This window comes from Chryseobacterium sp. ZHDP1 (genome assembly GCF_018603435.1).
In the GTDB taxonomy this organism is placed as follows: Bacteria; Bacteroidota; Bacteroidia; order Flavobacteriales; family Weeksellaceae; genus Chryseobacterium; species Chryseobacterium indicum.
In genome coordinates this window covers 3,924,533-3,948,763 of record NZ_CP075682.1, presented here as the reverse complement: position 1 = coordinate 3,948,763, position 24,231 = coordinate 3,924,533, and the positions used below count along the sequence as shown (strand labels likewise).

The following is a 24,231-nucleotide window of genomic DNA, read 5'->3' as shown; positions in this document are numbered from 1 at the left end:
TTCTATATATTTTAACCATTAAGATTGATTAAGGGTTTAAGATTAGTTAAGAGAAATAAATTTCTTAAGCTTGCCTTTAATTTGCTTGCAAATTCTTAATTCGTCTTAACTTCTTACCTATTCTTAATTGTTTAATTTTTTGCGGTAATTTTAGGTTTTTAACGCAAAGTCTGCAAAGTTTTTTTTAAATATTTACTGTTTTTAAGTCGCAAAGGCATTTCACTTAACAAAGTAAATAAAGATTTATAATTAATTTATTTAATAAAAAATCTTAATGATAAAAAATATAAAAACCCGCTTACGGTAATTGATATCAGTAAATCTATATAAAAGCTAATAGGCAGTTCAAAATATTTGAGACCCATTACAACATAAGATCCTAAAATCAAAAACATGACCAGTATATTGGTAAAGACCGAAAATGGGGCTAATGCCAAAAGAAATGATACAAAAACAAAATACGTCATTGCCGCAAAAAACAGATAAAAATACTTCCCATACGTTATATATTGGCTGTTTACCATTGCTTTAAATTCTGAGAAACTCTGCTTTCCCGCTATAAGATCATAAAAATTTTCTATCAAATCTGTGAAAATAGTTATCGGGTTATATCCATACATGAGGCTTACAAAGCTTCCGACTACAATAATTAAAACCATTGTGACCACCTGCAACAAAGATATATTTTTAGCAAAATTTCTGAAATATCTTTTTCCTTCAGGAGAATCTAATGAAAAATCTTCAAGATGGAATTTAAGACCATAATTAAAAGGAATATAACCAAAGTTTATTTTTACTCCGTTTTTTAGGCTGTAGGAATAAAGAGGTTTACCGAATGTTGAAAATACGTGCACTTCATCTACTTTCAGCTTTAAAAATCTGCTGCTCAAATAATAAGCAAAAATGCAGAACAGAAAACCGTAAGTCGAAAAAATGATGCCGAGAGTGAAAGCTGTATTTATTTCCATATTTAGTTTTTACTTAAAAAATTCCACCAGCTTTTCTTTTTCGGCTTTTCTGCTTTTTTTCCTTCCGATTTTTCTTTATCCAAGAGAAATTTAGACCTCTTGTAAGCATCAGTAATATCAAAATACAATTCAGAACCGTCTTCAAGAGTTAATACATCTAAATATTTATCTTCATGCTGAATTAATCTTTTCTGAAGATATTTTTTGCTTAAACGAAGCTCCAGAAGGTCATCTTCATCGGAAGCCCTGATAACAATATAAGGATTTTCTATAGTTCCGTCTCCTGTTTTTTCTATACAATTCAGAATATTATGACAGATAAATACTATACTTTCTGCGGCTTTTGTATTTCCTATCTCATTTAAAGAAATAAATTTTAAAAAATGTGCTCTTGGACTTAATAAAACATTAATGGTAACGTAATAATTCAATTTATCATATTCCTTATTTTCATATAGCTTTTTCATGATTTCCAAATCATCAGAATCAGGATCGTAATCTGGATTAGTGATAATCAATTCTCTGTGTTTTAAAAAATTTTCCTTTGTAGGATCTGCTACAAAATCAAATACAGTCTTTTCTCTCATTCTCTTAGGTTATTGTTTTTTAGTTTTTTCTAAAGAGTTTCTGGTTTATCGTTTCTTTTTAAACGCAGAATCCGTAAAATTTTAATGATCCATTGTTTTTAATTCTTTCCAAAATACATCTTTATGTAAGCCAAATTCGGCAATCAGCAGATTATTGATGTAAGGAATTTCTGCAAGCCGATAGGATTTTTTTTCTACAATTCTTTCCAGATAGAGCTTTCGGTAGGTTTTGTCCTTTAATTCTTCTTCCCAGTTGATGTCTTCGAGATCGAGATCAAATCCTACTGCTGAATAATGGAACTGTTTTAAAATATTTTCCAGCATTTTCACCAAAGGATCTTCCGGATCTGAAACCTGTAAAGCAGAAACAATCTGTGGTAAAAACCGGAGTGATAAATCTGCGGACAAGATGCCTGAAACATCTCTTTTCCCTTTGAAAGACGGAATCAGTTTATTTAAATCTTTAGCCGTATTTTCTCTTATTAAATGAAGCTGCGCGCTGTGATAGACTATTTTGGCAGCCCAGACTGCTGTTTCTGTATCGCAGACAAGTGTGTCGGATAAAAATTCAAGCCTTTCTTTCTCAAACTCAGCCTGAAAATAATCTGCGGCATCCTGCTCTTCTTTTTTGGAAATTTCATGAATATCTGAAAAAATGGTGATGCATTCTTCTTTTCGAAGCAGAAATAAAGTGTCTAAAAAAGCTGATTTTTTTTCCATCATTTAACAAAAATAAAAAATATTCTTTTCGAATTGAAAATTTTGAAGGTAAGTTGATTATAAATCTTTAATTAAAAAACCATTGTTCAAGGATTAAGAAATCACAATTTTATATCTTTGCCCTTTCAAATAAAAAATTATGAGTATCCACATCAGTGCAAAAAAAGGAGAAATTGCTAAAGTTGTTTTACAACCCGGAGATCCGCTGCGTGCGAAATACATTGCGGAAAACTTTTTGGAAGATGCTAAACTGGTAAGCCAGACCAGAGGAATTTTATATTACACCGGGTTATACAAAGGGAAAGAAATCTCTGTTGGAGCAAGCGGAATGGGCTTTCCAAGCATCGGAATTTACTCTTTTGAACTTTTTACAGAGTATGATGTAGATACGATCATCAGAATCGGAACCTGCGGTGCGTATACCACAGACCTGAAAGTGTATGACCTCCTGAATGTGGAAAATGCAGCCAGTGAAAGCACCTACGCAAAATTCGCATGGGGAATTGAAGAGGAAAGCATTTCTCATCAGGGAAATATCTTCAATACGATCAACGAAACGGCAAAAGAAATGTCTTTAACGGCAAAAGCGACGAACATCCACAGCAGCGATATTTTTTACAGAAAAGATCCTGCAATTCCAGCAATTGCTACAAAATACAACTGTCCGGCGGTAGAAATGGAAGCTTTCGGATTGTTTGCCAATGCTAAACATTTAGGAAAAAATGCGGCAACGATTCTTACGGTTTCGGATATTATTCCTACCCACGAAAATATTTCGGCAGACCAGAGAGAAAAGGCTTTGAAACCAATGATTGAGCTTGCTTTGGAAGCAGGGATTAAGAGTTTGTAATCATTATCGATCATCCAAAATAAAAAGAGTTTTACATCATCTGTAGAACTCTTTTTTTATATCCTGAAAAAATTACGGACGACTTCCGTGGTTTCATCTGCGACTTCTGCTATGCTGATTTTCTTCAGATGGGCAATCGTCTGTGCTACATACGGTAAAAAGGAAGGTTCATTTCTGCGGTTCTGCATTCTCGGCATATTTTTCGGCAGCATAAAAGGCGCATCGGTTTCAATCATCATTCGGTCGAGTGGAACGTATTTTATAACTTCTTCCAAATGTTTAAACCTGTTCTGATCGCTGATGGCTCCCGTAAATCCTAAATAAAAGCCTTTATCCAGATATATTTTGGCTTCCTGTAAAGTTCCTGTGAAACAATGTACCACGGCTTTTGGAAGTTGAGACAAATATTCATCCGTTATTTCATTAAATCTTTTGAAGGCAGATCTTTCATGAAGAAAAAGCGGTTTATTCACTTCTATGGATAATTCAAGCTGGGCGCGGTAACATTTTTCCTGAACTGGTCTTGGTGAAAAATCCCTGTCGAAATCCAGTCCACATTCTCCTACGGAAACAACGTGGTCTTGTTTTAATAATGTTTTTAATGCAGAAATGCTTTCGCTGTTGAAAGATTTTGCATCATGAGGATGAATTCCTGCCGTTGAAAACAGAATCTCGGGATAATCTTCTGCAATTTCCGCAGATTCTTGGCTTCCGCGAACGCTCGTTCCTGTAAGAATCATCTGCTCTACTCCATTGTCGAGTGCGCGGTTGATTATTTCTTCCTGTTCGTCATAAAATTGTTTATTGGTTAAGTTTATACCAATGTCGATTAATGTGTTCATTTCTTTATTAAATTTAGTTTTATTGGATATATTTCTTTTGCCTTGAAGCAAAAGAAACAAAAATTCAAGACCTGGAATCTGAATGCTAAAAATTAATAATGTTCTCTAAAAATTCTAAACTCGCGCGAATTTCACATTTGTCCTTCGGTTCTAAATATCTCCCGCGCTCAAACAGTAGAATTTTTTTGACGTTCACATGATTAATTTTCTTAACGCTTCAGCTTCCTATGTCGGCTTAATGAAATAAAATCTGCGTCATCCGCAAAATCTGCGAGAGAAAAAGATTAATCATAAAATGTTTTTAAAATTTAAAAAACAGAAACAGGCAGGAATTGAACCTGCAACTCATCTTAGAATGATGCGCTTTTCCCTTAAACTACTGCTTCCGTATGAAAATTTAAGCGTTTATAATATCTTCAATCATCATTTTTAATTCAGGAAGTGCTTTTGAACTGCTTTCCTGTACTGAAAATAATGTTTTGCTTCCTTTTAAAATATAATCAAAATACGTATCGCTCTCAGGATTGATCAGGACGATCCATTTTGCACGTATTTTTACCGTTTCCACAATGTTTACAGGCAAAGCTGTTGATCCTGAAGTTCCGACTACAAATAAAATATCTGTATGGTCTGCAATGTTGTACGCTGTATCGAAATGATAGTATTTTTCATTATAACTTTCATCAAACCACAAAGTATGGGGACGAAGCCAGTTTCCGCACTTTTTACATTTCAGATCGTCGATATCATCTGCCGTTAAATCTTCGGTATACTCTTTAAACTTAATATTTTCAGGAAAATCGAAAGGTTCGCTGCATTCTTTTGAGCAACGGACTTTCTGCTTGCTTCCATGAATTTCATAGACATTCTGCGTTCCCGATCTTTGGTGAAGCCCGTCAACATTTTGAGTAATTAGCTTAAATCTTTCACCTAAAAGTTTTTCAATTTCCGTGATCGCCAAATGTCCCGGATTAGGTTTTGCTTCGGCAATCATTTTCTTCCAGAACAGATTGTACTGCCATACTTCTTCCTGATTCTGGCTGAAATATTTATACGTCCCGAATTCTTCCGGACGGTGATATTTTGTTCCTTTAATCCAGATTCCGTCGATCGAGCGGTAAGTCGGAAGTCCGCTTTCCGCAGAAATTCCGGCTCCGGTAAGGAAAGTAATGTATCCTTGTTTTTCTTTAAGGATTGTATTTAATGTTTCTTTTAATTCTTTCATGGTTTTTAATTTTTAAGGGAAACAGGCAAGATTTGAACTCGCATTTTCTCTGGGTTTGAGATATTTTTCCATTTAAATTACTGCTTCCATTTTAGGAGTATAGTAGGATTGAACCTGCAAACTTTTAGTGAAGTCAATGTTCTTACCAATCAGAACGATGTACTCATTGTGAAATGGGCAGGATTCGAACCTGCAGCCTCTGACTTGGAAGGTCAGCGCTCTTCCCTTGAGCTACCATTTCCGTTTTGGGAGACAAGCAGGACTCGAACCCGCAACTCATTTTAGAAGAATGTATTTTTCCATTTTTATTACTATTGTCTCCATTTTGGGAGCGCAGCAGGACTTGAACCTGAATTTCCGGCACGATAAGCCGGTGTCCTTCCATTTAGACGATGCGCTCTTAGAAACGTGCGGGATTCGAACCCGCAACATCTAACTTGGAGGGTTAGAGCTCTTCCATTGAGCTACCGTTTCTGTTTGGGGAGATAAGCAGGATTTGAACCTGCATCCATTCCGTGCAGGGAATAAATTTTTCCGATTAAACTATTATCTCCGTTTTGGAAAGCGTGTGGGACTCGAACCCACGACCTCCGCCGCGACATGGCGGTATTCTTCCTGCTGAACTCACGCTTTCTATTTGGAAACTCAACAGGACTCGAACCTGTAACTTTACATAGTAGATGCAATGTTTTTCCAGTTATAACTATGAGTTTCTTTCTAAAAAGTACAGGATTCGAACCCGTGACTTTCTGGGTGTCACCAGATGCTCTTCCTCTGAGCTAACTTTTTATATTTTACCAGTCATTAATTTTATAATTTTTCAATAAAACTCCGCTGAAATAATTTCCGTTGATTCCTTCCACAATCGGATGCAGAATTCTCGCGGCTCCGTCCACAGAATCCAATGGCGGAATGTATCCCTGCTCAAACTGTTTCTTTCTTAAACTTTCCTTCGCACCTGTAGAAATCCATCCTACATCTACTGCCGTCATATAAATCTGATCTTTTTCAAATTCTTTAGCAGAAGTAAGCGTCATCATATTCAAAGCTGCTTTCGTCATATTGGTATGCGGATGAAACATTGTTTTGTTGTTATAGCTGAAAATACCTTCTGAAGATGTTACATTAACGATGAATTTTTCTTTGAAAGAAGAAGCCTTCATTAAAGGTTTTAATTCTTTGATCAGGAAATACGGCGCCATGTGATTGATTAAATTCACCTCAACCAATTCGTACATCGAAATTTCTTCCAGTGTGGAATTCCAGCTTGTTTTATCCCGATTATCCACCGGTTGTCCGAAACGCGTTAAAGCGACATTTGTTTCTTCATTCTGCGCATATTCCAGTTTACCGACCTCTGCGGAAATGGGGGTTGCGTTCGGAATCAATTTATGATTGTTTTTAAACTCAACGAGCATTTCGTTTTCACGTCTGATGATCGGAAGGTAATACTGATCGGGATATTTAATCGTCTGTGCCGCATTATTGATGAGAATATCGAGCGTTTCAAATTTCGACTGATAAAAATCTATAAATTCCTGAATTGCCTTCAAATTTCTCAGATCGAGACCATACACCCAAAGTCTGTCTTTCCATTCTTCATAATCTGCTTCCTGCTGCAAAGTTTCCAGTGCCAAAGCCGGAAAACGGGTCGTCAAAACCAAATTGGCACCATTTCTCAGGAGCTTTAAAGCGGTTGCGAAACCTACCTTTACACGTCCTCCGGTTAAGATGACATTCCGTCCCGTTAAATCTGCCGAAAGAAAACGTTTTTCATAATTTTCATCCGCACATTTTGGGCATAATCTGGTGTAAAAGGAATGGGCGTACTGATAACTCTGGTTACAGCAGTAGCAGTTTTTGGGAATCTGTAATCTGGTGAGTTGGGTATCATTTTTTTCATCATCATAAAAAGCAGAAACTCCCGCCAAAGCTTTTTTCATCAGTACCGATTCTGAATTAATTTCAAGATCGTGCGTTTTCATCTGAGAATAACTTTCCAGACGGTTTTGCTTTTTGGCGTTCTTATGAATTTTCGTGATCAACCCAGAAAAAGTTTGATTGTCCGGATTTAGAAATGGCTCATCTTTCAGGGCTTTTAATACCTTGAGACATGATTCCCATTCGTTTTGCGTAAAGTTTTGGTTAGAAAAATCCATTGCTTTTTATTTTACGCTTACAAAATTATCTGCGTAATGCGCAATGTTTTTACGTAGAGATAAAAATTTTTAAAACATTAAGTTTTTTTAAATTCTGATTATCCGTAATATGCTATAACTAAATGTTGTTTGCTGTAATCATTATTTTTTTACCACAACGTACACTAAGGTTATCCACAAAGCTCACAACTATTGTGTTCCTTGTGAAACCTTTGGTGTTCTTCGTGGTTAAAATTCAAGTATGCTAAATAACGGATATTCAATTCTAAATAGATATGTTCAGTTAAGATTAAATCATTTTGATTTTAAGGTTTATAGTAAGAGACTTAATGACATATTAAATGATTCAAAAACTTATTGTAAAGAGTTTTCATCATTAATAAAAAACTCCAGAAAGCCGATCAAATGTTTTCCGCCGTGGCTCCATCGGATTCCGTGACCTTCTTTTTCTCTGACTTCAAAAACCAGTTCGTGTTTATAATGAAAGAAAACATTCCACCATGTGGTGTGGTCGAGAATGTAATTGATTTTCTCCATCACTTTTTGCTGCTTCTGCTGATTATTTCCTTTTACTTCGCCCCAGAAATCATCATTCAGCCGACCGACGTGTTTTTCCCACGCTCGCTGTGCGATGGTAATTTCGCTGTTGAAAGGTTTTTCACAGGCTTCGATCAGTAAATTTCTTAAAGGCGGAATTGCGTTTTCATCACGAAGACTTGCCGAAGTCAACCGTTGTCCTAAAATATTCAGCCAATGTTCGAAAGGAATTTCTTGCAATTGTTTTGCTTTAACGTCATCAGGATTTTCAGATTCAAAAACAGAGATGAATAATTTAAAACTTTCATCACGGTCGATTTTAATTTCTTCATTAAAATACGGCAGATCCCAATCTAAAACCTGATTTTTAAATTTCTGAATGTTTTTCTGTAAATTTTCAAGATGTTCTTCGGCTAGAATGGCGTGATATTTTTCTTTCCATTCCGCAGAAAATAATGATGTATATTTTTGAAATGATTGCATGGTTTCTAATTTTAAACACTAATAACACGGATGTTTCTCACAAATATCACAAATAATTTATTTATGCAATTTATGTTTACCCAAACACGAATAACACTAATATTTTTCACAAATATCACAATAAATTATTCGTGCTTTGTAGTGTTAATATTTGTGCAATTTGTGTTTACTCAAACACTAATGTTTTCGCAAATAGCACAATAAATTATTTGTGATTTTTAGTGTTTTTATTTGTGCAATTTGTGTTTACTTAAACTCGAATAATACTAATGTATCCGCAAATATCACAATAAATTATTTGTGCTTTGTAGTGTTAATATTTGTGCAATTTGTGTTTACTCAAACACTAATGTTTTCGCAAATAGCACAATAAATTATTTGTGATTTTTAGTGTTTTTATTTGTGCAATTTGTGTTTACTTAAACACGAATAACACTAATGTTTTTCACAAATATCACAATAAATTATTTATGTTTTTAGTGTTAATATTTGTTCCATTTGTGTTTTATATAGCATTTGTGTTTAAATCAACACATTTTAATAACATTAGCCGAAAGGTTTGCTTCCTGAATTAAATATTCGATGAGATTGAACCAGTTTTTGCAGTGATCCAGAATCCATGCATCTGAAGAAATCACAATTTCAGCATTTTCTGCTAAAAATTTATCGGGATTAAATTCCAGTTCAACGTTCCAGTTGAGGTTATTTTCAATGGCAAAATCCAGAATGATCTGCTTGATTCTTCCGCTGTTTGACACTGGTTTGTCGAAAATCCAGATCAGCTTTTCTGCATGAGATTTATGAAAAAATGAAGCAACAAGTTCAATGGCTTCCTGCGTCTGATTTACTCTTTTATAGGTTCCGAAAACACCGGAAAGATCGCGGAAACAGCCATCTGTTCCTTCAAAAATATAAGCTCCGGAAAGAAGACTTTCCAGTAAAATCAGGACATTGAAACCATCGAGATATATTGTTTTGGCTTTTAATTCAGAAATTTCCAGCTGTTTAGATTTTCTGTTCTGAAGCTGAGTTTCTGAAGCGGAAGCGCCTCGAACTGCCTGAATCTGTCTTGTTTTAAGGCGGTAATGATTTCCCGCCAGTTCCGACGAAGCTTTTTCAGCATAATTCCGGCTTAATAAATACTGCATATCCTGCACTGCCGATTTCATTTTCTCAAGCTGTTTTGCGGAACCGAATAAGGTATCGTCGCCCGTATTTTTTCCCCGATTTCTGTTGTTCATGTTTAGATCTAAAAGTTATTTTTCAGCGTAATTATAATAATTTGCTTCAGAATCGAAGATAACAAGAACATTTTCTTTTACTCCGTAAGTTGCCGTGTCGCTTATATAATCAAAACTTTCCGGTAAAGTTTCACCATTGGTTTTTAACAGATTGTATTTGTTGTCTTTTTTAAATACTCCAATAATTTTAGCCTGATAAGCAGGAGTAATACATTCGAGTGGTGTTGAAAGAATTAAGTTGAGTTTATTATTTTCATAGGTATAATAATTCCACTTACTGTTTTCGTATAACATGACATAATTTCCTATAAATTTTGCGTGTTCAAATTTTATTTTAAGAATCTCAGTCCCATCAGGCAGATAAAGACCATATTTATTTTTCTTTTTTAAAATCAGTAAGTCCTGATTTGTACTTTTATATATCAAATCCTTTTTAGAAATAATAGAATCTACATCTGTTTTAAAAACCGGTCCTTTATTTACCTCAATCAAGTTATATTTCCCGTTTGGGCTTTTTGATATAAAATAATCGGGCGTTGCGGGCTCTCCGCAGTAAATAGAAGATTCCCGGAAAATTCCGTTTCTTACATCATATCTGGTGACCTCATCAAATACTGCATATTTTTCATAAGAAGTCAATTTAACCGGATAGGAAGATAAAGAGTAAAAAATAAATCTTCCGCTCCGATCAATCAATCCCCATCGGTTTTTATACTTTACAACGGCAGTTTTTCCGACAAAAGGATAAGCCATTTCAAATCCGTAGGGAAATATTTTTTGCCTGGTTTTACTATTATAAAAATAAAATTCACGGGAACTGTCACCAGAATAATCATATAAATTACTGACAAAAACCGTATCATTATCAGTCATCCAAACGAAATTATCCAGCAGGTAAAGATCTATTTTATCTTTAAATTCAGAAATTGAATTCTGCGAGAAAAGGCTTCCCGAAAAGAATAATAAAATGAGAACAGTATATGATATTTTCCTTTGCAAATTCATGGTTATAAGAATATTTTTTACAAATTACAAAACTGTCTCAATTAACAATACAAAGCTGAAATTATTTATACTTGTTGTTGTTACAAAAAAATCTTAAGAAAACTAAACCGAACAATAGCGGAAATACGTTTTATTTTATGCAAATCTACTCTTTTCAACTTAAGCGCACTGCTTTTTAATACAAATAAAATCAGCCATTTAAGCAGACCTCTTTTTTAAAATGACAGTTCTTCGTTATAATATCATTACAATTGCTTTCTAATCTGCATAATTTGATTAAATTTACCTCAATAAGGTATTTCGTTTTGAAATACACGATTATCCTGAAAAAAGTTTTTATGAATAAAAAAAATGCCACGATATACGATATTTCGAAGAAGCTAAATGTAAGTGTGGCAACGGTTTCCAGAGCATTGAACGATCATCCGAGAATAAGTGAGGCAACGAAGGAACTGGTAAGAAAAACTGCCAAAGAGATGAACTATAAGCAGAACAATCTTGCCAAAGCCTTAAAAAGTGGTGAAACGAAGAATGTAGGAATCATCGTACCTTTCGTAAATACCAATTTTTTCTCTTCCGTGATCCGCGGAATTGAGGAAGAACTTTCCCCTTTCGGATATCATGTCATCATCTGCCAAAGTCATGAGGATGTTAACATCGAGAAAAGACAGCTTAATACGCTGCTGAATGCACAGGTGGACGGAATTTTCATCTCGGTTTCCAAAACCACGGTAAATACAGAACATATCCAAAGTATTCTGGATACTTCCAATACACCGATTATCTTTTTCGACCGTAAAAAAGACATTTCAGGAATCAGCACTGTAACAATTGACGATTATCGCGGCGGGTATCTTGCGACAGAACATCTTATAAAAGAGGGCTATAAAAATATCTGCCATTTCGCCGGCGACCTGAATCTTGAAATTTACCAGAATCGTCTGAACGGCTACAAACAGGCTCTTACGGATCATGATTTTAAGGTGAAGGAAGAAAATATCGTGATTACGGAAAGTTCTGTGGATGCAGGAATTGATGCTATAAAAAAACTATGGGACAGAAAATCTGTTCCCGATGCCATTTTTTCGTCCAGTGATTTTGCTGCGTTGGGAGCCTGTCAGGAACTTAAAAAACGGAACATCAAAATTCCTCAGGAAGTTGCCGTTATTGGTTTTTCGAATGAGCCTTTCACCCAGTTTATGGAGCTTCCGATCAGTTCTGTAGACCAGACTCCGGTCATGATGGGGAAAATGGCAGGACAGGTTTTTATCGAAAGTGTAAAGGAAAACAGCTTTGGTGTTTCCATCGAGAAAAAAGTGGTACTGGCTCCTCAGCTTCATATCAGGAAATCTTCGAAGAGGAAGTAAAAAATGATATGATTTTCCTAAATAACCGTTCTTTCGTAAAAAATAAAGGGACTATTCATCAATCAGTAATTCCGTCTTTTTTATAACGTTTCGCAGGTGTTCTTCATGTGTATCTGCCCAATTGCCCAAAGCTGCAATTACCGGAATTAAAGTCTTCCCGAATTCTGTAAGTGAATATTCAACCTTTGGAGGAACAACCGGATAGATCATTTTGGAAACCAACTCATGATCTTCCAGCTCTTTCAGCTGAATATTCAGAACTCTTCTGGAAGCATCGGGAATTTTACGCTGCAGTTCGCTTGGGCGCTTATAACCTTCGTTAATGAACCACAGCAAACGGATTTTCCATTTCCCGTAAAGCACTTCGCCGATCAGATCCAGACCGCAATTAAGATTCAGTGGAATTTTTCTTTCTCTCATATAACAAATTTAGATGAATGTACCAAAACATACAATAGGGGAAAAATTTATCCCTATATGAATCGGTTTTCCGTACTTGTACAAACTGTTTTTATCCCTCAATTTTGTCCTATAAATCATTCTTAAAAATGGAACAATTTAATTTCAACAACGAGTTATCCGGCAGGACTGCATTGGTAACGGGAGGCACAAAAGGAGCCGGAAAAGCTATTGCAGAAAGACTTTTGCAGGCAGGTGCAACGGTTATCATCACCGCAAGAAATGCACCGGAGGAAGAAAACAGCCATCTGCATTTCATTCCTTCAGATTTAAGCAAACCGGAAGGGATACAGAAAGTAATCACGGAAGTGCTTTCAGCTTACGGAAAGCTGGATATTCTTATTAACAACCTTGGCGGTTCATCTACACCGGCAGGCGGTTTTGCCGCATTATCCGACGAAGACTGGGAGTCTACTTTTCAGGCCAATCTCTTTGCTCCTGTACGTCTGGACAGAGGATTTTTACCGCAGATGATCGAGAGAAAAAGCGGTGTTATTATCCACATCGCATCCATTCAGGGTAAACTGCCGCTTTATGATTCCACTTTGCCTTACGCAGCTGCAAAAGCAGGATTGAGAAACTACAGTAAAAGTTTATCAAACGAAGTGACTCCTAAAGGTGTTCGTGTACTGACGGTTTCTCCGGGCTGGATCAATACAACAGCATCGGAAGCATGGCTGGGTGAAATTGCAAGAAACTCAAACAGTACTGTAGAGGAAGCACAGCAAAGCGTAATGGATGCCTTTGGCGGCATTCCTTTCGGAAGACCTGCCGAACCGAAAGAAGTGGCAGAACTGGTGGGTTTTCTGGTATCACCAAGAGCCCGTTATTTAACAGGAACCGAATTTGTAATCGATGGCGGTACGATACCTACAGTTTAATCATCTAAAAAAATAATACAATGAATTTACCAAAAGTAATAACAGATCTTGTAGAGGCACAGAATAATTTCGACAGCCTTGCTTATGCCGAGTGTTTCTCTGAAACAGCAGTAGTTTTTGACGAAGGAAAAACACATACGGGAAAAAAAGAAATTCAGGAATGGATAAAAGAAGCCAATGAAAAATACCAGTCTGTAATGGCTCCTGTAGCCTATTCTGAGACCGAAGAAATCCTGAAAGCTGAGGTGTCCGGTAATTTTCCGGGCAGCCCGATTGTTTTATCCTATCATTTGAAATTGGAGGACGAACTTATTCAGTCTCTAAACATCACCGGCTGATTATTGGCAGCTGAAAAAAGTTTCAAAAAGTTCAGGCTGAAGTGTATGCTTCAGCTTTTGCGGTCTGAAAGATTTTCTAATTAAGTTTGTCTAAACTCATTTTAGATGTAACCGCGAAAAAGACAAAAGACTTTATTGGATTTATTTAAAGTATTTCAAACGTCTTCGAAGATTTTTTCTCTTTGAAGACTTTTGAACTTATATGTTCTTTTTTCCATTTAAGCAGTAAACTTAGACCCCTAAAGTGTTACAATCTTTTGCCTCTTTTTCGGTAAAAAAGTTTAGACAAGTTTACTATTTAAATCAACTGTAGTACACTAAAAATATGTGGCGCATGAATAAAAATACAGTGAGCAATTACAAAAATATAGTGAGCAATAACAAAAATATACTGCGCTGAACTAAAAATACGCTGCGCTAAAGTAAAAATGTCGAGAACTCGAATAAAAATATAGTGAGCAACAACAAAAATACAGTGAGCAATGATAAAAATATACTGCGCTGAACTAAAAATACGCTGTACTAAAGTAAAAATGCCGAGAGCCAGAATAAAAATTGAAAGAAGTATCATAAAACGGCATTGAGTATTCTAAAAAAACTTCTGTTGTAAGAAAAAAATAAAGAGCCACATCGATTATGCAATGTATTTTAATGAATAGGATGTTTAAAGTAAAAAGAGGTTGCTCCTTTAGGAGCAGAATCTGTGTAGAAATAAGAATAAATTCGTCAATCAATCCATAGGATTGATATCTTAAATACGATAAATTTTCTAAAGATAGCGTTCCTGCGGAACGCAGAATGCCTTGCGAATATGTTTTCTACACAGATAAAACTCTATAGAGTTTTCTAGCATTTTACTTTAAACAACTTTGAAAATAAAAAGATATGCGAAAAACGTTTTTATGGCAAAAATTGTCTGGAAAAAATGCAGAAAAAATTATTACAAAATAATATATTTATCGCCCCGATGTTACTGTATATTTGGTTATTTTTAACGAAATTATTTTTCGGTTTATACATTATATAATACCAGAAATCAGCCTTTAATTAAAACCATGAACGACCTCGAAACTATTATAAGCAAATTAGAGAATACTCTCAACATCAAATTTGATAAAGTAGAGAAAGAAGATGAAAATTCTTGCTATATTTCAAGCAAATTAAATTATTTATCTCTTTCAAACCTGCATTTTGAAGATTTCTCCGCACTCGAACCTGTTTTTGAAACACTTTATACACTGATATTAACAGAATGTTCTATTGCCAATGCCAACGATATGCATCGCATGAAAAAACTGGAAACCCTTGTTCTGAAAAAATGTTCAATTTCAATGGAAGAAACTTTTGATCCGGACGTATCTAAAGCTAATACAACTAAGGGGAATTTTGAAAGTATATATCTGGAAGATATGGATGTTCCGCATCCAGGATTTTTCTTACCTGTTTCCAAATATCTTCATGATATTACATTTACAGAATGTACCGTCAGCAATGTTTACGAATTAAATCTTTTTCCTTCCTTATATTACTTAAATATAAATAATAGTCAGTTTATTACGTCTGAAAACGACATTCAATATAAGCAGGATTCCATAAAAAAACTCAATTGGCTGACATTTGAAAATATGAAATTGAAAAACTTCGATTCGTATCTTCCTGTGTTGAAAGAAATAACTGTTTTAAAATTATACGACTGCGAACTGGACAGCTTAAAAAACATCAGTCAGTTTCCACATCTGAAAAGGCTTCATCTTGATCCTGAATTAAAAATCAATGATCCCAATTCTGAATATGATAATTCAAAACAGTTTAAACTTAAAGAATGCATTATTCAGTCATTTGTATCATTTTATGACTGGACTCCGGATGTGGTACAGCCTGATTTTGATGCAAAACTGCTCCTTTCTGCAGCCCCTTATCTCCGAAATCTGACAGTAGAAGGATACAAACTGATCAATACAGATTATCTGAAACATTTGCCAAAGTTAAATCAACTCAATTTTGAAAAATGCACCGTAGATCTGGAAGATTATTTATCTGTGGCACCACAAATTAAGCGGATTTATTTTAATACTTCCGAAATAAAAAATCAGTACGCTTTCAAATATTTTACAAAACTCGAAAAGATAACAGTTTCAGTAGATCGTCCTGAAGATCGAAATTTAATAGATCTTGAGAAGCTTTTGCCTTTAAAAGAAAGTTTAAAGAAAATTATTCTTTGGAATACTGAGGTCATTCAGAACATTGATCAGATAACAAATTTTACTACATTAGAAGAGCTTGATATCAGCGCTGAATCTGTAGAATTTGCACGGAAAATACTGTCTATGGAATCTCTTAAAAATCTGGACCTGAATATTTATATTAAAGAACAGGAAACTGAAATTACTGAGCCCATTATTCTGGATTTGCACCATCTGAAAAACGTGGAAAAATTACATTTGGGTACCGTTGGAGATTTTTATTTTAAAAATCAGCCAAAAAATCCAATCTGAAAAGTTTAATAAAAAAACCGCCTCATGGAAATGAGACGGCTTCCTTTCAGATTTTTAAAAGTTTCCAAACTCTCTATACATAAATGGCTCCCAACAACTAATTTGTTATTATTGCATAATTAGTTTAGATTGGTCATTGGATAGAGCCCCTTTCTCATACTTACTCAAAAGAGGGAGCAGCTTCTACATCAACCAATTATACGATAAATTATTTATTCAATTTAGATTTAATCAATTCTATTTCTTTCTTAAGACTGGAAATTTCTGAATTTTGATTTTCAATTACTTTCTGCTGATCCTGAACTGCCTTTACCAATAAAGGAGTAAGCTTTCCATAATCTACCTGCCAAGGATTTGTCTGGGCATCTTCTCCTCCTACAGTTACTGCATTAGGAAATATTTTATATAAATCCTGAGCAATAAATCCTGTTACTTTTGTCTTAGTGTTGTCTGCTTTATAGTTGTAATCTTTTACCGAAATTTTCATCAGATCAGTTATACCTACGTCTGTGTTTTTAATATTTTCTTTGAGTCTCAAATCGGAAGTTGTATTGAAAGCAACAGCTGTTGTTGATGTAGGAGTTATACTTCCCTGAACGGTTGTTCCGTTTTTCATTGCTATAAAGGCGTTGTTAATCCCCGTAGAACCGTTAGTTTTAACCAATAAGATATTGGCATTGTCATTTCTCTGGCTGTTTATCCATCCGTTTCCAATTTCAGTAACATCTTCACTACAATTTCCATCCCATGTATGCCCCGTGTAATTTCCACTGGAACTAATACCAAATGCTCCTTTTACGTTTATATCTAATGAATTTGTAGTTGTAACCGTTCTTAATCCTATAGGTCCTGATCCTACAGCAGCATTAACAAGAAATGGTTCTGCAGTTGTGTTTCCTATTTCAAATCTTGCACTACCTTGATTGTACCACAGGTAGGTTTTTTTTGCACCAGCAGCATTTAAGAAATTAACATAAGAACCTCCGCTATCTGCACCTAATTGTACTCGTTGATCTAATGAACCAGACGCATTTTCTAATCCGATTTGAGCCATTGTAGAGACATCCAGCTGTGATTGCGGATTAACCAAACCTACCCCTACATTTGCAGTAGTACCTGCATTAATTACAGTCTTGGTTCCCATTCCATTGATGTTAAATCTACTGTTGGTATTATCCCAAGAAAGATTTGATTTTACAGTGGATTCATCAGTATAAAAATCAAACCATGCTCCTCCGGAAGAATCGGCATTTGTATAAGTGTGCGCTCCCGAACCTAATCCAAAACGTGCATCTCCACCTACATGCAACTGTGTCTGTGGTGTAGCGTAACCAACTCCTACATTTGCTTTTGTATTTCCTGCATTAATTGTGGTTACAGTTCCCATACCATTGATATTAAATCTACTATTCGTATTATCCCATGCAAGATTTGATTTTACAGTAGATTCATTCGCATAAAAATCAAACCATGCTCCTCCGGAAGAGTCAGCATTTGTATAAGTGTGCGCTCCCGAACCTAATCCAAAACGTGCATCTCCGCCTACATGCAACTGTGTCTGTGGTGTAGCGTAACCAACTCCTACATTTGCTTTTGTATTTCCTGCATTAATTGTGGTTACAGTTCCCATACCATTGATATTAAATCTACTATTCGTATTATCCCATGCAAGATTTGATTTTACAGTAGATTCATTCGCATAAAAATCAAACCATGCTCCTCCGGAAGAGTCAGCATTTGTATAAGTATGAGCTCCCGATTCTATTCCAAAACGAGCATCTCCTACTACATGCATTTGAGCTGTCGGCAGTATAGTTCCCACCCCCACTTTACCTTTAGTGGTACCTGCATTAATTGCAGTAACTGTTCCCATACCATTTACGGTAAATACATTTTGAGTAGGATTCCAGTTTAAGTTAGCTTTTGGAGTTGTAGTGCTTGTTCCATCGAAAAAGTCCATCCAAGTCCATCCTGTCGCGCCGGTTCCTGAAGCTCCCAAGTCGATATGTGCAGCCGAAGGTGATCCTTCTGTAATTTTTCCTGTTCTGTAAATAGCGGTTGTTTTATTACTTCCTGCGTCTGTATTTGTTCCGGAAAGATTCCATTCTGTTGATGTAGGAGCTATATAACTTACATAATTATTTTGTGCAGCATTATAGGTCCATGTTGTGCCATCTGTATTATTTATATAAATGTTGGTAGGGTCTAGAGGCACGTTGGGATTGTAAGTTGCTCCAGAAAACGCATTCGGACTGCTAAGTCCTGATCCCAATCCTGCAACATTAATAACGTCCCCCGTTAAAGAACTGCTACTGTTGTTGGATAAAACTACCCATTTTGTTCCATCCCAGTAATAAAATCCTTTACTATAGGCGGGAGTAGTAGTTGTCTGTGTTAAATACACCAACTGACCGTTGACAGATCCAGAAGTAGCCAGTGAATTTACGCGGGGTACCAATATACCATCTGTAGCCGTAACCGAACCATTATGATTTTTAGCTCTCACATCTAATGTTGCTTCAGGAGTCGGGGTGTTAATTCCTACCTGACTAAAACTCATGGTATAAAAAAATACACCAGATAAAACAAGTAATCTATTTTTCATAGCAAGTTCTTTTAATTTGTTAGTTTGATTATACTGTAAAATCTGTTACTATTTTCAGCATATAATCTTAAATATCGTTTCTTTTTCAAGAACAAAGTTATCGTGATTTATAAATCAATATCCATGATAAATAATCAAATTCCGAAAAACAATAAAAAAAAATAAAAGAATGAAAATCATATATATACAGCAATCATTTTCGGAAATTAACAAATGAGAATGATAATCCAATTTTTATAATTTATTTGAAGTTGTTTAAACTTATTTAGAGAAAAAAAAGTTCCGAGAAAATTAGTAATTTTGGATTGCAATTAAAAAGACCTAATAATCTGGAACATTAGCAGAGATAAAATAGAGAAGTGGATTTTACCCCATTTAAGCAAAGGAAAAAGAGGGCTTTCACGAAGTTTGATCAGTGAAAATAATTCAAACCATTATAAAAACGGCTGAAAACCGGCTGTCAGTGGAGAGAAATTAGACTATTTTCGGGGAAGAAAAAATAAGCTGACAAAATTAATAAATAGAGCAAGGACGACAGTTTCAGGAATATTTGGGCTCAGCTTTTGAGTCGCAATAAAAGGTTGTTGATATGTCGTGCGTTCAACCCGACGGAGACCAAACCCATTGCAGAATGGGCGGAGAATCAACAGGGTATCAAAGCAGGAAGTCTGCGAAAACCTGCGATATGATTTTTCTTTGCGACAATCATGGTCAAATGCTTTCGGTGGGAGATCTCCTAGAAATGGCAATCATCACGATATGAAATAGAAAACATTATGGGCGAGATCATTGAAATTTTTTCCTAAGCGGAAATCTCTCATAAAGGTCTTTTTTTGAATGCAGATTTGGGATTTGACTGTGAAAATTTAAGTCAAAAATTAAAAGTGGAGGAAATAATTGGTAATATCAAAACCAATCCCCGCAACGGAAAAACAGTAGATAATAATCATTATTTTGATGAAAAATTGTACGAAAGCAGATCTAAGCAAATGCTTGGCTAGACGGCTTCAAGACTTTGCTGATAAGATTTGAAACACTAGATATTATCTAGAAGAATCTGTACTTTTTGGCATTTTCCTTAAGACTAATCAAAAAGTTAAAAGCTTAAACAACTTCCTTGCATATTCTGAAATTTATCTTCTTTTTTCAGTCCTCACTGATTTTAATATTCAAAATATGAATAGCTAACTTTTATCAATTCATCTTGATAAAAACGAAGTATAATTATAAAAAGTCCCTTTTGATTATTTTGTACTTCATAAATCCATTCATTAGTATGTTTTTTTAATAAGTTATAATCCCTGAAGAACTTCACTGCTTCTGACTTAGTTTTACCAATTAGATCTTCATAATTATTAAGAACATCTTGAACAAGATATTTTTTCTCACCTATATGAACATTCAATATGTGTTCGTCATTCTGGAATAACATGATAATATTTAAAATTTTATCAAAAAAACTCATCAATTTATATTATTTTTTTTTTACAGAAACAATATATTTTTTCTTTGCTTTCTTTAGAGCCTGTTTAATTTTTTTTCAATAAAAGTTTTATAGCCGATAATTTGACCATGTTTTCTAATGTTTCCATTAAGAACTCATAATTTCTAGACAATCTTCTGTTATTATCAAACCATGCAAATGTGCGCTCTACAATATATCTTTTATGAACAGGCTTAAAGCCTGGCTTTCTCTCGTCTGAACGCATGATAACCTTATAAGATACCCAAATTTTTCTTTACAGCCTCTATAAACTCTCCTCTGTAACCGTCATCAGCGAGAATAACTTTTACAGGACTTAAAAAAGTAAGACAGGCTTCTCATTAATAATTCCACCGTTTTACCGTCATAAACATTGGCTACATTTACCATTATTGCTAATAGAAATCCGTTTCTGTCTACCACTATATACCGTTTAATTGACTTCGTCGAATCTTCGATTTCCTTTTACTATTTTGTTCCCGTCAAATCCGTTTAATGAACGGTTATTTCCCCATTTTGCACTTTGGCTGTCCATGATCCCTAAGCTTGGGGCTCTGTTTTGACCTTTGTTTAAACGTATTTTTCCTCGTATTTGAGCTAGCAATAAATCAAAATCTTCAGCATCAGACCATTTATTGTAATAGTAGTAAACCAACTACCATTTGAGAAAATCATTAGGCATCATACGCCATTGGCAAACTGTTTTTATGACATATAATAACGCATTCCAAATCACCATAAGAGAATATTTTCTTTTTCACTCTTTCAGATTCGTCGTTTTCTTTATATTGCCATTGGCTTTCTGTTAAATCGGTTGGGTACATTTTATTTTTTTCAAATATCCAACCTCGGAAAGCCTTTTAAAAAAATTTTTCATTAAAATTTAAACATGCTCTTAGTTTTACGTTAAAAAACTTCAAGGAGTTAATATTTTACATAAGAAAAATTTTTTTCCATTTGGTAATCGTATTTCTGCTTAGGTTGAAATGATTTGCAAGCTGAGAATTATTCAGTTTATTTTTTTTCTGATAACTTAGAATTTGAAAAATTGTTTCTTCATCATATGACTTGTGAAGTTGATTTCCGTTCTCATCAAGTGAGTTGCTAGATTTAAAGATTTTTTGATTGAGATGAATAATATCTAAGGCAGATACGAATTCTTTTTTAAAGAAATAATCGTAATCCTTTTTCTTTTCGGGAAATTTTTTTTCTATCAGATCCAGATAGATTTTCTTGTAATCAGGTTTTAATTTTTCCATAAAATGTTTTTAACTTAATTTTAGAAACTATATTGTCCTTAAAAAATATAATCAGTACGTATTTTGATCCCAACCATCCGGTTTTAATAATATAGGTCCAGACATTGGCGGGATAATAGTTAAATTCCTGTCCGAAATCCTTGATCAGCTGTATTTTGTCCTTCCCTAAAAGATGTTTGTAATCATTATTTTTCATGACCTTAACTGTTTGTTGCAAAGGAAAGATTAATTTCTTTCTTCTATTTTACCGGCAATATTGTACTTACTGATCCATTTATGCAGGGTAGTCTTAGGAATTCTGTAGTCTTCAATTATCTGCTTTTGGGTTTTCTCATTATTTTCCAACAGCTCCAATATAAAACCTATTAGTTCTTTGGTGTAAATATTTTTTCTAAATTGGGGAACAAGACTTTCCTTTTTTCTGTTTTTATTTTTGTTAAGTCTTTCCTGTGGTGAAAATAATATGAGGTGCTGCGTATATACACGAAAGAAATCATAATCTAAAATTTTACACCATTTGAGTAAAATTTCACAATCAATACTTTTCGCTTTGTACATTTCATTCACTTCCTTTTCTGTGCATTGGAAGAATTTGCAGATACGCATTATTTCGATATTTTTTTCATCAACCCTTATCTTAACTAAAGAGCCGATATGTATATCTTTAAAATCAATATTCATTTATAAAACATTTAAATCTCATTCTTATAAAACAACTTATTATTCTGAATTTTAACCACTCACTAGCTTTTTGTTCTAAAGCAAATATATAAGCAATGACCAATCAAAACAGACCTTTCTGTAGTTACAATCTGATAATAAAACATAATTTTTAACAACCTGTTTTCCAATTATTTATTACTCTCAAATTCAGAAAACGATTAGAATACTGTCATTTTAAAATAAAATTAGCGGGTTGAATTCAACCCGCTAAAATAAATTTAATCATTTGCGAAATTAGAATCTATTGGAATTTTTAGTTACCAGAAGTCTGTGTAATTTTTATATATGCTTTTGTAAAACCACAAACACCATTAGTACACGTAGTTGTATTCATGTTAGATGTATTGTTGAACAAACCTAACATAATTTCAGCCTGATACATAGTTCTATCATTTGGATCTGTGTTGGTCCACGTATATCTTCTGTGTTCTATATTGGAGCCATCCGCAATACCAAAATCTCCCCAAGGATTAACAAAATCTGTTACAAGACTACCCTGTAGTGTAAAATCATTCATTCCTGAATTAGTGGTACCACACCATTTTCCTAATGCATCTGTTGGAAATGTGGCAACATTTTTAGCATAAACTAATATAGCTCCCGACCCACTATTGTTATAATATTTTGCATCATGATTCCATGTTAAGCTAGATAATGCTGTATTGGGTCTTATTTGTACACTTACATTCCCCGGGATACCATTATAGATATCCCAGACTCTTATGGAATATTTACCATCCGGTGTAGTCGCCATAATGCCATAACCTGTTCTAGGGTCATCCATTTTAACCAATGGTCCCATTACGGCAGATTCTGTAATGGTTGCCTGAGAGCTGTTTCCTACTGTTATTGTACAGCTTTGTGATGCTGTTAAAAAAGGTACGGAAGAACTATTGATAGAAATTGAAGTTTCTGTAGGAGATGAAACGGTAGGTGTTCCGCTTACATTGAAGACTAAATTTCCTGTTCCTGCCTGTAACTGACCTCCCTGCAAAGTAAATGTTAGTCCGTTCACAGTCTGTGGAGTTCCGTTAGAATAAGATCCTCCGTTTCCTCCTGCGTATGGAATTGTAAGCAATCCATTAAATGGTGTCCCTGCTGTATATGCTTTTGGGGTTAATATAGCACCTAAGCAATTTACGCTAGCGACAGATGGTGAAATCAATGTTGAGTTATCTATACTTCTCCACTCTGTACCATTCCAGTACAAATATCCTTTAGTAGAGAGTCCTGCATTAGTTCCGGTATTGTAAACTAAAAGACCTGTTTTCGGCGAAGGTATAGTAACCACATCTGTATTAGAAGTTAATGCAACTTGAGGTGTAAGCATTCCTTTATTGGCAACTGAAGACATATCCAAAATTGAAGAAGCATTTGCAGAGGTAGCTGTGCCAATAACTACAGGTTTTGTAGATAAAACGGCTGTTCCACCGGAATTGTCTACCCAAACATCAGGAGTTGTATCGCTTAGAAAAACTCCTGTGCCAGAGGAAAGGTTTACCCATGAGGAACCATCCCAATAATAAAATCCTTGTGCATAAGTAGGAGATGAAGTATCTGCTATAAGATAGACTAATTGTCCATTTACTGTTCCATTAGCAACCAGTGAATTTACTCTGGGAACAAGTAAACCGTCTTTGGCGGTTACCGCTCCTAAATGATTTTTGCCTCTTAAATCCAATGTGGCTTCTGGATTATTTGTGTTAATTCCTACCTGCGAAAACATTACGGAACTAGCAATTAGAGAGCAGTAAATAAGTATTTTTTTCATAACTCGTTTGTTTAAAGATTTTTTTATTAAAGAATTTCTAAATTGTATTTTAATGGGTTAAGTATTTGTTAACTGTGCAAAGGTATTGGAATGAACAAATCAAAATACAAAATATGCAATCATAATACGATATTAGCTAATACACTCCAATCTACTGTAAGCCAATTCTTTAAAATACTTAAATTCGGATATTGGCTACCATAACAATGAAAAAAACATTATTAAATATAAGA

Annotated in this window: 25 protein-coding genes and 9 tRNA genes; 6 read left to right on the top strand and 28 right to left on the bottom strand. The window is 34.7% G+C overall.

Annotation, left to right across the window (positions count from 1 at the left end; all coding sequences use genetic code 11):
• Positions 1 to 254: 254 nt before the first annotated feature.
• From KKI44_RS18240 to KKI44_RS18230, 3 genes are all read right to left on the bottom strand, one after another.
• The gene (locus tag KKI44_RS18240; protein WP_214588612.1) at positions 255 to 968 is read right to left on the bottom strand and encodes a hypothetical protein; all 714 of its coding nucleotides are present in this window, start codon (positions 966 to 968) and stop codon (positions 255 to 257) included.
• Positions 969 to 970: 2 nt separating this feature from the next.
• Entirely contained in the window at positions 971 to 1,555 is a 585-nt protein-coding gene (locus KKI44_RS18235) for a DUF4919 domain-containing protein (RefSeq protein WP_214588611.1), read from the bottom strand.
• A gap of 81 nt (positions 1,556 to 1,636) precedes the next feature.
• A complete protein-coding gene (locus KKI44_RS18230) occupies positions 1,637 to 2,275 on the bottom strand; it encodes a hypothetical protein (RefSeq protein ID WP_214588610.1) in 639 nt (212 codons plus the stop codon).
• Positions 2,276 to 2,414: 139 nt separating this feature from the next.
• Here KKI44_RS18230 and deoD point away from each other — a divergent pair, with 139 nt between their 5' ends.
• Positions 2,415 to 3,125, top strand: a complete 711-nt coding sequence (deoD, locus tag KKI44_RS18225) for a purine-nucleoside phosphorylase (RefSeq protein ID WP_087708910.1) — start codon at positions 2,415 to 2,417, stop codon at positions 3,123 to 3,125.
• A 56-nt stretch (positions 3,126 to 3,181) separates the two neighbouring features.
• Here the strand turns inward: deoD and KKI44_RS18220 are convergent, their stop codons facing one another.
• From KKI44_RS18220 to KKI44_RS18150, 15 genes are all read right to left on the bottom strand, one after another.
• The gene (locus KKI44_RS18220) at positions 3,182 to 3,967 is read right to left on the bottom strand and encodes a TatD family hydrolase (protein ID WP_214588609.1); all 786 of its coding nucleotides are present in this window, start codon (positions 3,965 to 3,967) and stop codon (positions 3,182 to 3,184) included.
• A 317-nt stretch (positions 3,968 to 4,284) separates the two neighbouring features.
• Positions 4,285 to 4,353: transfer RNA gene (locus tag KKI44_RS18215), tRNA-Arg, on the bottom strand.
• A gap of 11 nt (positions 4,354 to 4,364) precedes the next feature.
• Positions 4,365 to 5,192, bottom strand: coding sequence for an SIR2 family NAD-dependent protein deacylase (locus tag KKI44_RS18210; RefSeq protein WP_214588608.1), 828 nt, complete (start codon positions 5,190 to 5,192; stop codon positions 4,365 to 4,367).
• A 17-nt stretch (positions 5,193 to 5,209) separates the two neighbouring features.
• Positions 5,210 to 5,279, bottom strand: a tRNA-Val gene (locus KKI44_RS18205).
• Between the two features lie 82 nt (positions 5,280 to 5,361).
• Positions 5,362 to 5,433 (bottom strand) — tRNA-Gly (locus KKI44_RS18200).
• A gap of 7 nt (positions 5,434 to 5,440) precedes the next feature.
• Positions 5,441 to 5,513 (bottom strand) — tRNA-Arg (locus tag KKI44_RS18195).
• A gap of 7 nt (positions 5,514 to 5,520) precedes the next feature.
• Positions 5,521 to 5,592, bottom strand: a tRNA-Asp gene (locus tag KKI44_RS18190).
• Position 5,593: 1 nt separating this feature from the next.
• Positions 5,594 to 5,667 (bottom strand) — tRNA-Gly (locus KKI44_RS18185).
• Between the two features lie 3 nt (positions 5,668 to 5,670).
• Positions 5,671 to 5,745, bottom strand: a tRNA-Ala gene (locus tag KKI44_RS18180).
• A 9-nt stretch (positions 5,746 to 5,754) separates the two neighbouring features.
• Positions 5,755 to 5,825, bottom strand: a tRNA-Asp gene (locus tag KKI44_RS18175).
• A gap of 85 nt (positions 5,826 to 5,910) precedes the next feature.
• Positions 5,911 to 5,981: transfer RNA gene (locus KKI44_RS18170), tRNA-OTHER, on the bottom strand.
• 5 nt (positions 5,982 to 5,986) lie between these two features.
• On the bottom strand, positions 5,987 to 7,351 hold the full coding sequence (locus KKI44_RS18165; protein WP_214588607.1) for an SDR family NAD(P)-dependent oxidoreductase: 1,365 nt from the start codon (positions 7,349 to 7,351) through the stop codon (positions 5,987 to 5,989).
• 354 nt (positions 7,352 to 7,705) lie between these two features.
• The gene (locus tag KKI44_RS18160) at positions 7,706 to 8,371 is read right to left on the bottom strand and encodes a hypothetical protein (RefSeq protein WP_214588606.1); all 666 of its coding nucleotides are present in this window, start codon (positions 8,369 to 8,371) and stop codon (positions 7,706 to 7,708) included.
• Between the two features lie 527 nt (positions 8,372 to 8,898).
• A complete protein-coding gene (locus KKI44_RS18155; protein ID WP_214588605.1) occupies positions 8,899 to 9,612 on the bottom strand; it encodes a DUF434 domain-containing protein in 714 nt (237 codons plus the stop codon).
• Positions 9,613 to 9,627: 15 nt separating this feature from the next.
• Positions 9,628 to 10,617, bottom strand: a complete 990-nt coding sequence (locus tag KKI44_RS18150) for a hypothetical protein (RefSeq protein WP_214588604.1) — start codon at positions 10,615 to 10,617, stop codon at positions 9,628 to 9,630.
• Positions 10,618 to 10,955: 338 nt separating this feature from the next.
• Here KKI44_RS18150 and KKI44_RS18145 point away from each other — a divergent pair, with 338 nt between their 5' ends.
• Positions 10,956 to 11,984, top strand: coding sequence for a LacI family DNA-binding transcriptional regulator (locus KKI44_RS18145; RefSeq protein ID WP_214588603.1), 1,029 nt, complete (start codon positions 10,956 to 10,958; stop codon positions 11,982 to 11,984).
• A gap of 51 nt (positions 11,985 to 12,035) precedes the next feature.
• On the opposite strand, the gene KKI44_RS18140 is transcribed toward KKI44_RS18145, so the two are convergent.
• Positions 12,036 to 12,404: a winged helix-turn-helix transcriptional regulator gene (locus KKI44_RS18140; protein WP_214588602.1), complete on the bottom strand. Its 369-nt coding sequence runs from the start codon at positions 12,402 to 12,404 to the stop codon at positions 12,036 to 12,038.
• A gap of 128 nt (positions 12,405 to 12,532) precedes the next feature.
• On the opposite strand from KKI44_RS18140, the gene KKI44_RS18135 reads away from it, so the two are divergent.
• The 3 genes from KKI44_RS18135 to KKI44_RS18125 all read left to right on the top strand — a co-directional run bounded on the left by KKI44_RS18135 (position 12,533) and on the right by KKI44_RS18125 (position 16,157).
• Complete coding sequence (locus KKI44_RS18135) at positions 12,533 to 13,324, top strand: SDR family oxidoreductase (protein WP_214588601.1); 792 nt, start codon at positions 12,533 to 12,535, stop codon at positions 13,322 to 13,324.
• Between the two features lie 20 nt (positions 13,325 to 13,344).
• Positions 13,345 to 13,662: a nuclear transport factor 2 family protein gene (locus KKI44_RS18130; protein WP_214588600.1), complete on the top strand. Its 318-nt coding sequence runs from the start codon at positions 13,345 to 13,347 to the stop codon at positions 13,660 to 13,662.
• A gap of 1,055 nt (positions 13,663 to 14,717) precedes the next feature.
• Positions 14,718 to 16,157: a hypothetical protein gene (locus tag KKI44_RS18125; RefSeq protein WP_214588599.1), complete on the top strand. Its 1,440-nt coding sequence runs from the start codon at positions 14,718 to 14,720 to the stop codon at positions 16,155 to 16,157.
• A 208-nt stretch (positions 16,158 to 16,365) separates the two neighbouring features.
• Here the strand turns inward: KKI44_RS18125 and KKI44_RS18120 are convergent, their stop codons facing one another.
• Positions 16,366 to 18,762, bottom strand: a complete 2,397-nt coding sequence (locus KKI44_RS18120) for a tail fiber domain-containing protein (protein WP_214588598.1) — start codon at positions 18,760 to 18,762, stop codon at positions 16,366 to 16,368.
• 589 nt (positions 18,763 to 19,351) lie between these two features.
• Between KKI44_RS18120 and KKI44_RS22755 the strand changes: the two genes are divergently transcribed.
• A complete protein-coding gene (locus KKI44_RS22755; RefSeq protein WP_250902097.1) occupies positions 19,352 to 19,525 on the top strand; it encodes a hypothetical protein in 174 nt (57 codons plus the stop codon).
• A 399-nt stretch (positions 19,526 to 19,924) separates the two neighbouring features.
• Here the strand turns inward: KKI44_RS22755 and KKI44_RS18110 are convergent, their stop codons facing one another.
• The 8 genes from KKI44_RS18110 to KKI44_RS18085 all read right to left on the bottom strand — a co-directional run bounded on the left by KKI44_RS18110 (position 19,925) and on the right by KKI44_RS18085 (position 23,998).
• Positions 19,925 to 20,227 carry a hypothetical protein gene (locus tag KKI44_RS18110; RefSeq protein WP_214588597.1) on the bottom strand — a complete coding sequence of 101 codons (303 nt, stop codon included), beginning with the start codon at positions 20,225 to 20,227 and terminating at the stop codon, positions 19,925 to 19,927.
• Positions 20,228 to 20,291: 64 nt separating this feature from the next.
• The gene (locus tag KKI44_RS22750; protein WP_250902096.1) at positions 20,292 to 20,471 is read right to left on the bottom strand and encodes a transposase; all 180 of its coding nucleotides are present in this window, start codon (positions 20,469 to 20,471) and stop codon (positions 20,292 to 20,294) included.
• A 207-nt stretch (positions 20,472 to 20,678) separates the two neighbouring features.
• Positions 20,679 to 20,900, bottom strand: coding sequence for a hypothetical protein (locus tag KKI44_RS22745; protein WP_250902095.1), 222 nt, complete (start codon positions 20,898 to 20,900; stop codon positions 20,679 to 20,681).
• A gap of 19 nt (positions 20,901 to 20,919) precedes the next feature.
• A complete protein-coding gene (locus KKI44_RS22740) occupies positions 20,920 to 21,069 on the bottom strand; it encodes a hypothetical protein (RefSeq protein ID WP_250902094.1) in 150 nt (49 codons plus the stop codon).
• A 108-nt stretch (positions 21,070 to 21,177) separates the two neighbouring features.
• Positions 21,178 to 21,504: a helix-turn-helix domain-containing protein gene (locus KKI44_RS18100; protein ID WP_214588596.1), complete on the bottom strand. Its 327-nt coding sequence runs from the start codon at positions 21,502 to 21,504 to the stop codon at positions 21,178 to 21,180.
• The gene (locus KKI44_RS18095) at positions 21,485 to 21,700 is read right to left on the bottom strand and encodes a hypothetical protein (protein ID WP_214588595.1); all 216 of its coding nucleotides are present in this window, start codon (positions 21,698 to 21,700) and stop codon (positions 21,485 to 21,487) included. The genes KKI44_RS18100 and KKI44_RS18095 overlap by 20 nt, the downstream gene beginning before the upstream one ends.
• 29 nt (positions 21,701 to 21,729) lie before the next feature.
• The gene (locus KKI44_RS18090; protein ID WP_250902093.1) at positions 21,730 to 22,185 is read right to left on the bottom strand and encodes a transposase; all 456 of its coding nucleotides are present in this window, start codon (positions 22,183 to 22,185) and stop codon (positions 21,730 to 21,732) included.
• 295 nt (positions 22,186 to 22,480) lie between these two features.
• Positions 22,481 to 23,998, bottom strand: coding sequence for a hypothetical protein (locus KKI44_RS18085; RefSeq protein ID WP_214588594.1), 1,518 nt, complete (start codon positions 23,996 to 23,998; stop codon positions 22,481 to 22,483).
• Positions 23,999 to 24,231 lie beyond the last annotated feature (233 nt).

What these genes read in the sequence shown, in the direction of transcription:
- KKI44_RS18240 (WP_214588612.1), bottom strand. Translation starts at nt 968, where the DNA reads ATGGAAATAAATACAGCTTTCACTCTCGGCATCATTTTTTCGACTTAC.
- KKI44_RS18235 (WP_214588611.1), bottom strand. Translation starts at nt 1,555, where the DNA reads ATGAGAGAAAAGACTGTATTTGATTTTGTAGCAGATCCTACAAAGGAA.
- KKI44_RS18230 (WP_214588610.1), bottom strand. Translation starts at nt 2,275, where the DNA reads ATGGAAAAAAAATCAGCTTTTTTAGACACTTTATTTCTGCTTCGAAAA.
- deoD (WP_087708910.1), top strand. Translation starts at nt 2,415, where the DNA reads ATGAGTATCCACATCAGTGCAAAAAAAGGAGAAATTGCTAAAGTTGTT.
- KKI44_RS18220 (WP_214588609.1), bottom strand. Translation starts at nt 3,967, where the DNA reads ATGAACACATTAATCGACATTGGTATAAACTTAACCAATAAACAATTT.
- KKI44_RS18210 (WP_214588608.1), bottom strand. Translation starts at nt 5,192, where the DNA reads ATGAAAGAATTAAAAGAAACATTAAATACAATCCTTAAAGAAAAACAA.
- KKI44_RS18165 (WP_214588607.1), bottom strand. Translation starts at nt 7,351, where the DNA reads ATGGATTTTTCTAACCAAAACTTTACGCAAAACGAATGGGAATCATGT.
- KKI44_RS18160 (WP_214588606.1), bottom strand. Translation starts at nt 8,371, where the DNA reads ATGCAATCATTTCAAAAATATACATCATTATTTTCTGCGGAATGGAAA.
- KKI44_RS18155 (WP_214588605.1), bottom strand. Translation starts at nt 9,612, where the DNA reads ATGAACAACAGAAATCGGGGAAAAAATACGGGCGACGATACCTTATTC.
- KKI44_RS18150 (WP_214588604.1), bottom strand. Translation starts at nt 10,617, where the DNA reads ATGAATTTGCAAAGGAAAATATCATATACTGTTCTCATTTTATTATTC.
- KKI44_RS18145 (WP_214588603.1), top strand. Translation starts at nt 10,956, where the DNA reads ATGAATAAAAAAAATGCCACGATATACGATATTTCGAAGAAGCTAAAT.
- KKI44_RS18140 (WP_214588602.1), bottom strand. Translation starts at nt 12,404, where the DNA reads ATGAGAGAAAGAAAAATTCCACTGAATCTTAATTGCGGTCTGGATCTG.
- KKI44_RS18135 (WP_214588601.1), top strand. Translation starts at nt 12,533, where the DNA reads ATGGAACAATTTAATTTCAACAACGAGTTATCCGGCAGGACTGCATTG.
- KKI44_RS18130 (WP_214588600.1), top strand. Translation starts at nt 13,345, where the DNA reads ATGAATTTACCAAAAGTAATAACAGATCTTGTAGAGGCACAGAATAAT.
- KKI44_RS18125 (WP_214588599.1), top strand. Translation starts at nt 14,718, where the DNA reads ATGAACGACCTCGAAACTATTATAAGCAAATTAGAGAATACTCTCAAC.
- KKI44_RS18120 (WP_214588598.1), bottom strand. Translation starts at nt 18,762, where the DNA reads ATGAAAAATAGATTACTTGTTTTATCTGGTGTATTTTTTTATACCATG.
- KKI44_RS22755 (WP_250902097.1), top strand. Translation starts at nt 19,352, where the DNA reads ATGTCGTGCGTTCAACCCGACGGAGACCAAACCCATTGCAGAATGGGC.
- KKI44_RS18110 (WP_214588597.1), bottom strand. Translation starts at nt 20,227, where the DNA reads ATGAGTTTTTTTGATAAAATTTTAAATATTATCATGTTATTCCAGAAT.
- KKI44_RS22750 (WP_250902096.1), bottom strand. Translation starts at nt 20,471, where the DNA reads ATGCGTTCAGACGAGAGAAAGCCAGGCTTTAAGCCTGTTCATAAAAGA.
- KKI44_RS22740 (WP_250902094.1), bottom strand. Translation starts at nt 21,069, where the DNA reads ATGTACCCAACCGATTTAACAGAAAGCCAATGGCAATATAAAGAAAAC.
- KKI44_RS18100 (WP_214588596.1), bottom strand. Translation starts at nt 21,504, where the DNA reads ATGGAAAAATTAAAACCTGATTACAAGAAAATCTATCTGGATCTGATA.
- KKI44_RS18095 (WP_214588595.1), bottom strand. Translation starts at nt 21,700, where the DNA reads ATGAAAAATAATGATTACAAACATCTTTTAGGGAAGGACAAAATACAG.
- KKI44_RS18090 (WP_250902093.1), bottom strand. Translation starts at nt 22,185, where the DNA reads ATGAATATTGATTTTAAAGATATACATATCGGCTCTTTAGTTAAGATA.
- KKI44_RS18085 (WP_214588594.1), bottom strand. Translation starts at nt 23,998, where the DNA reads ATGAAAAAAATACTTATTTACTGCTCTCTAATTGCTAGTTCCGTAATG.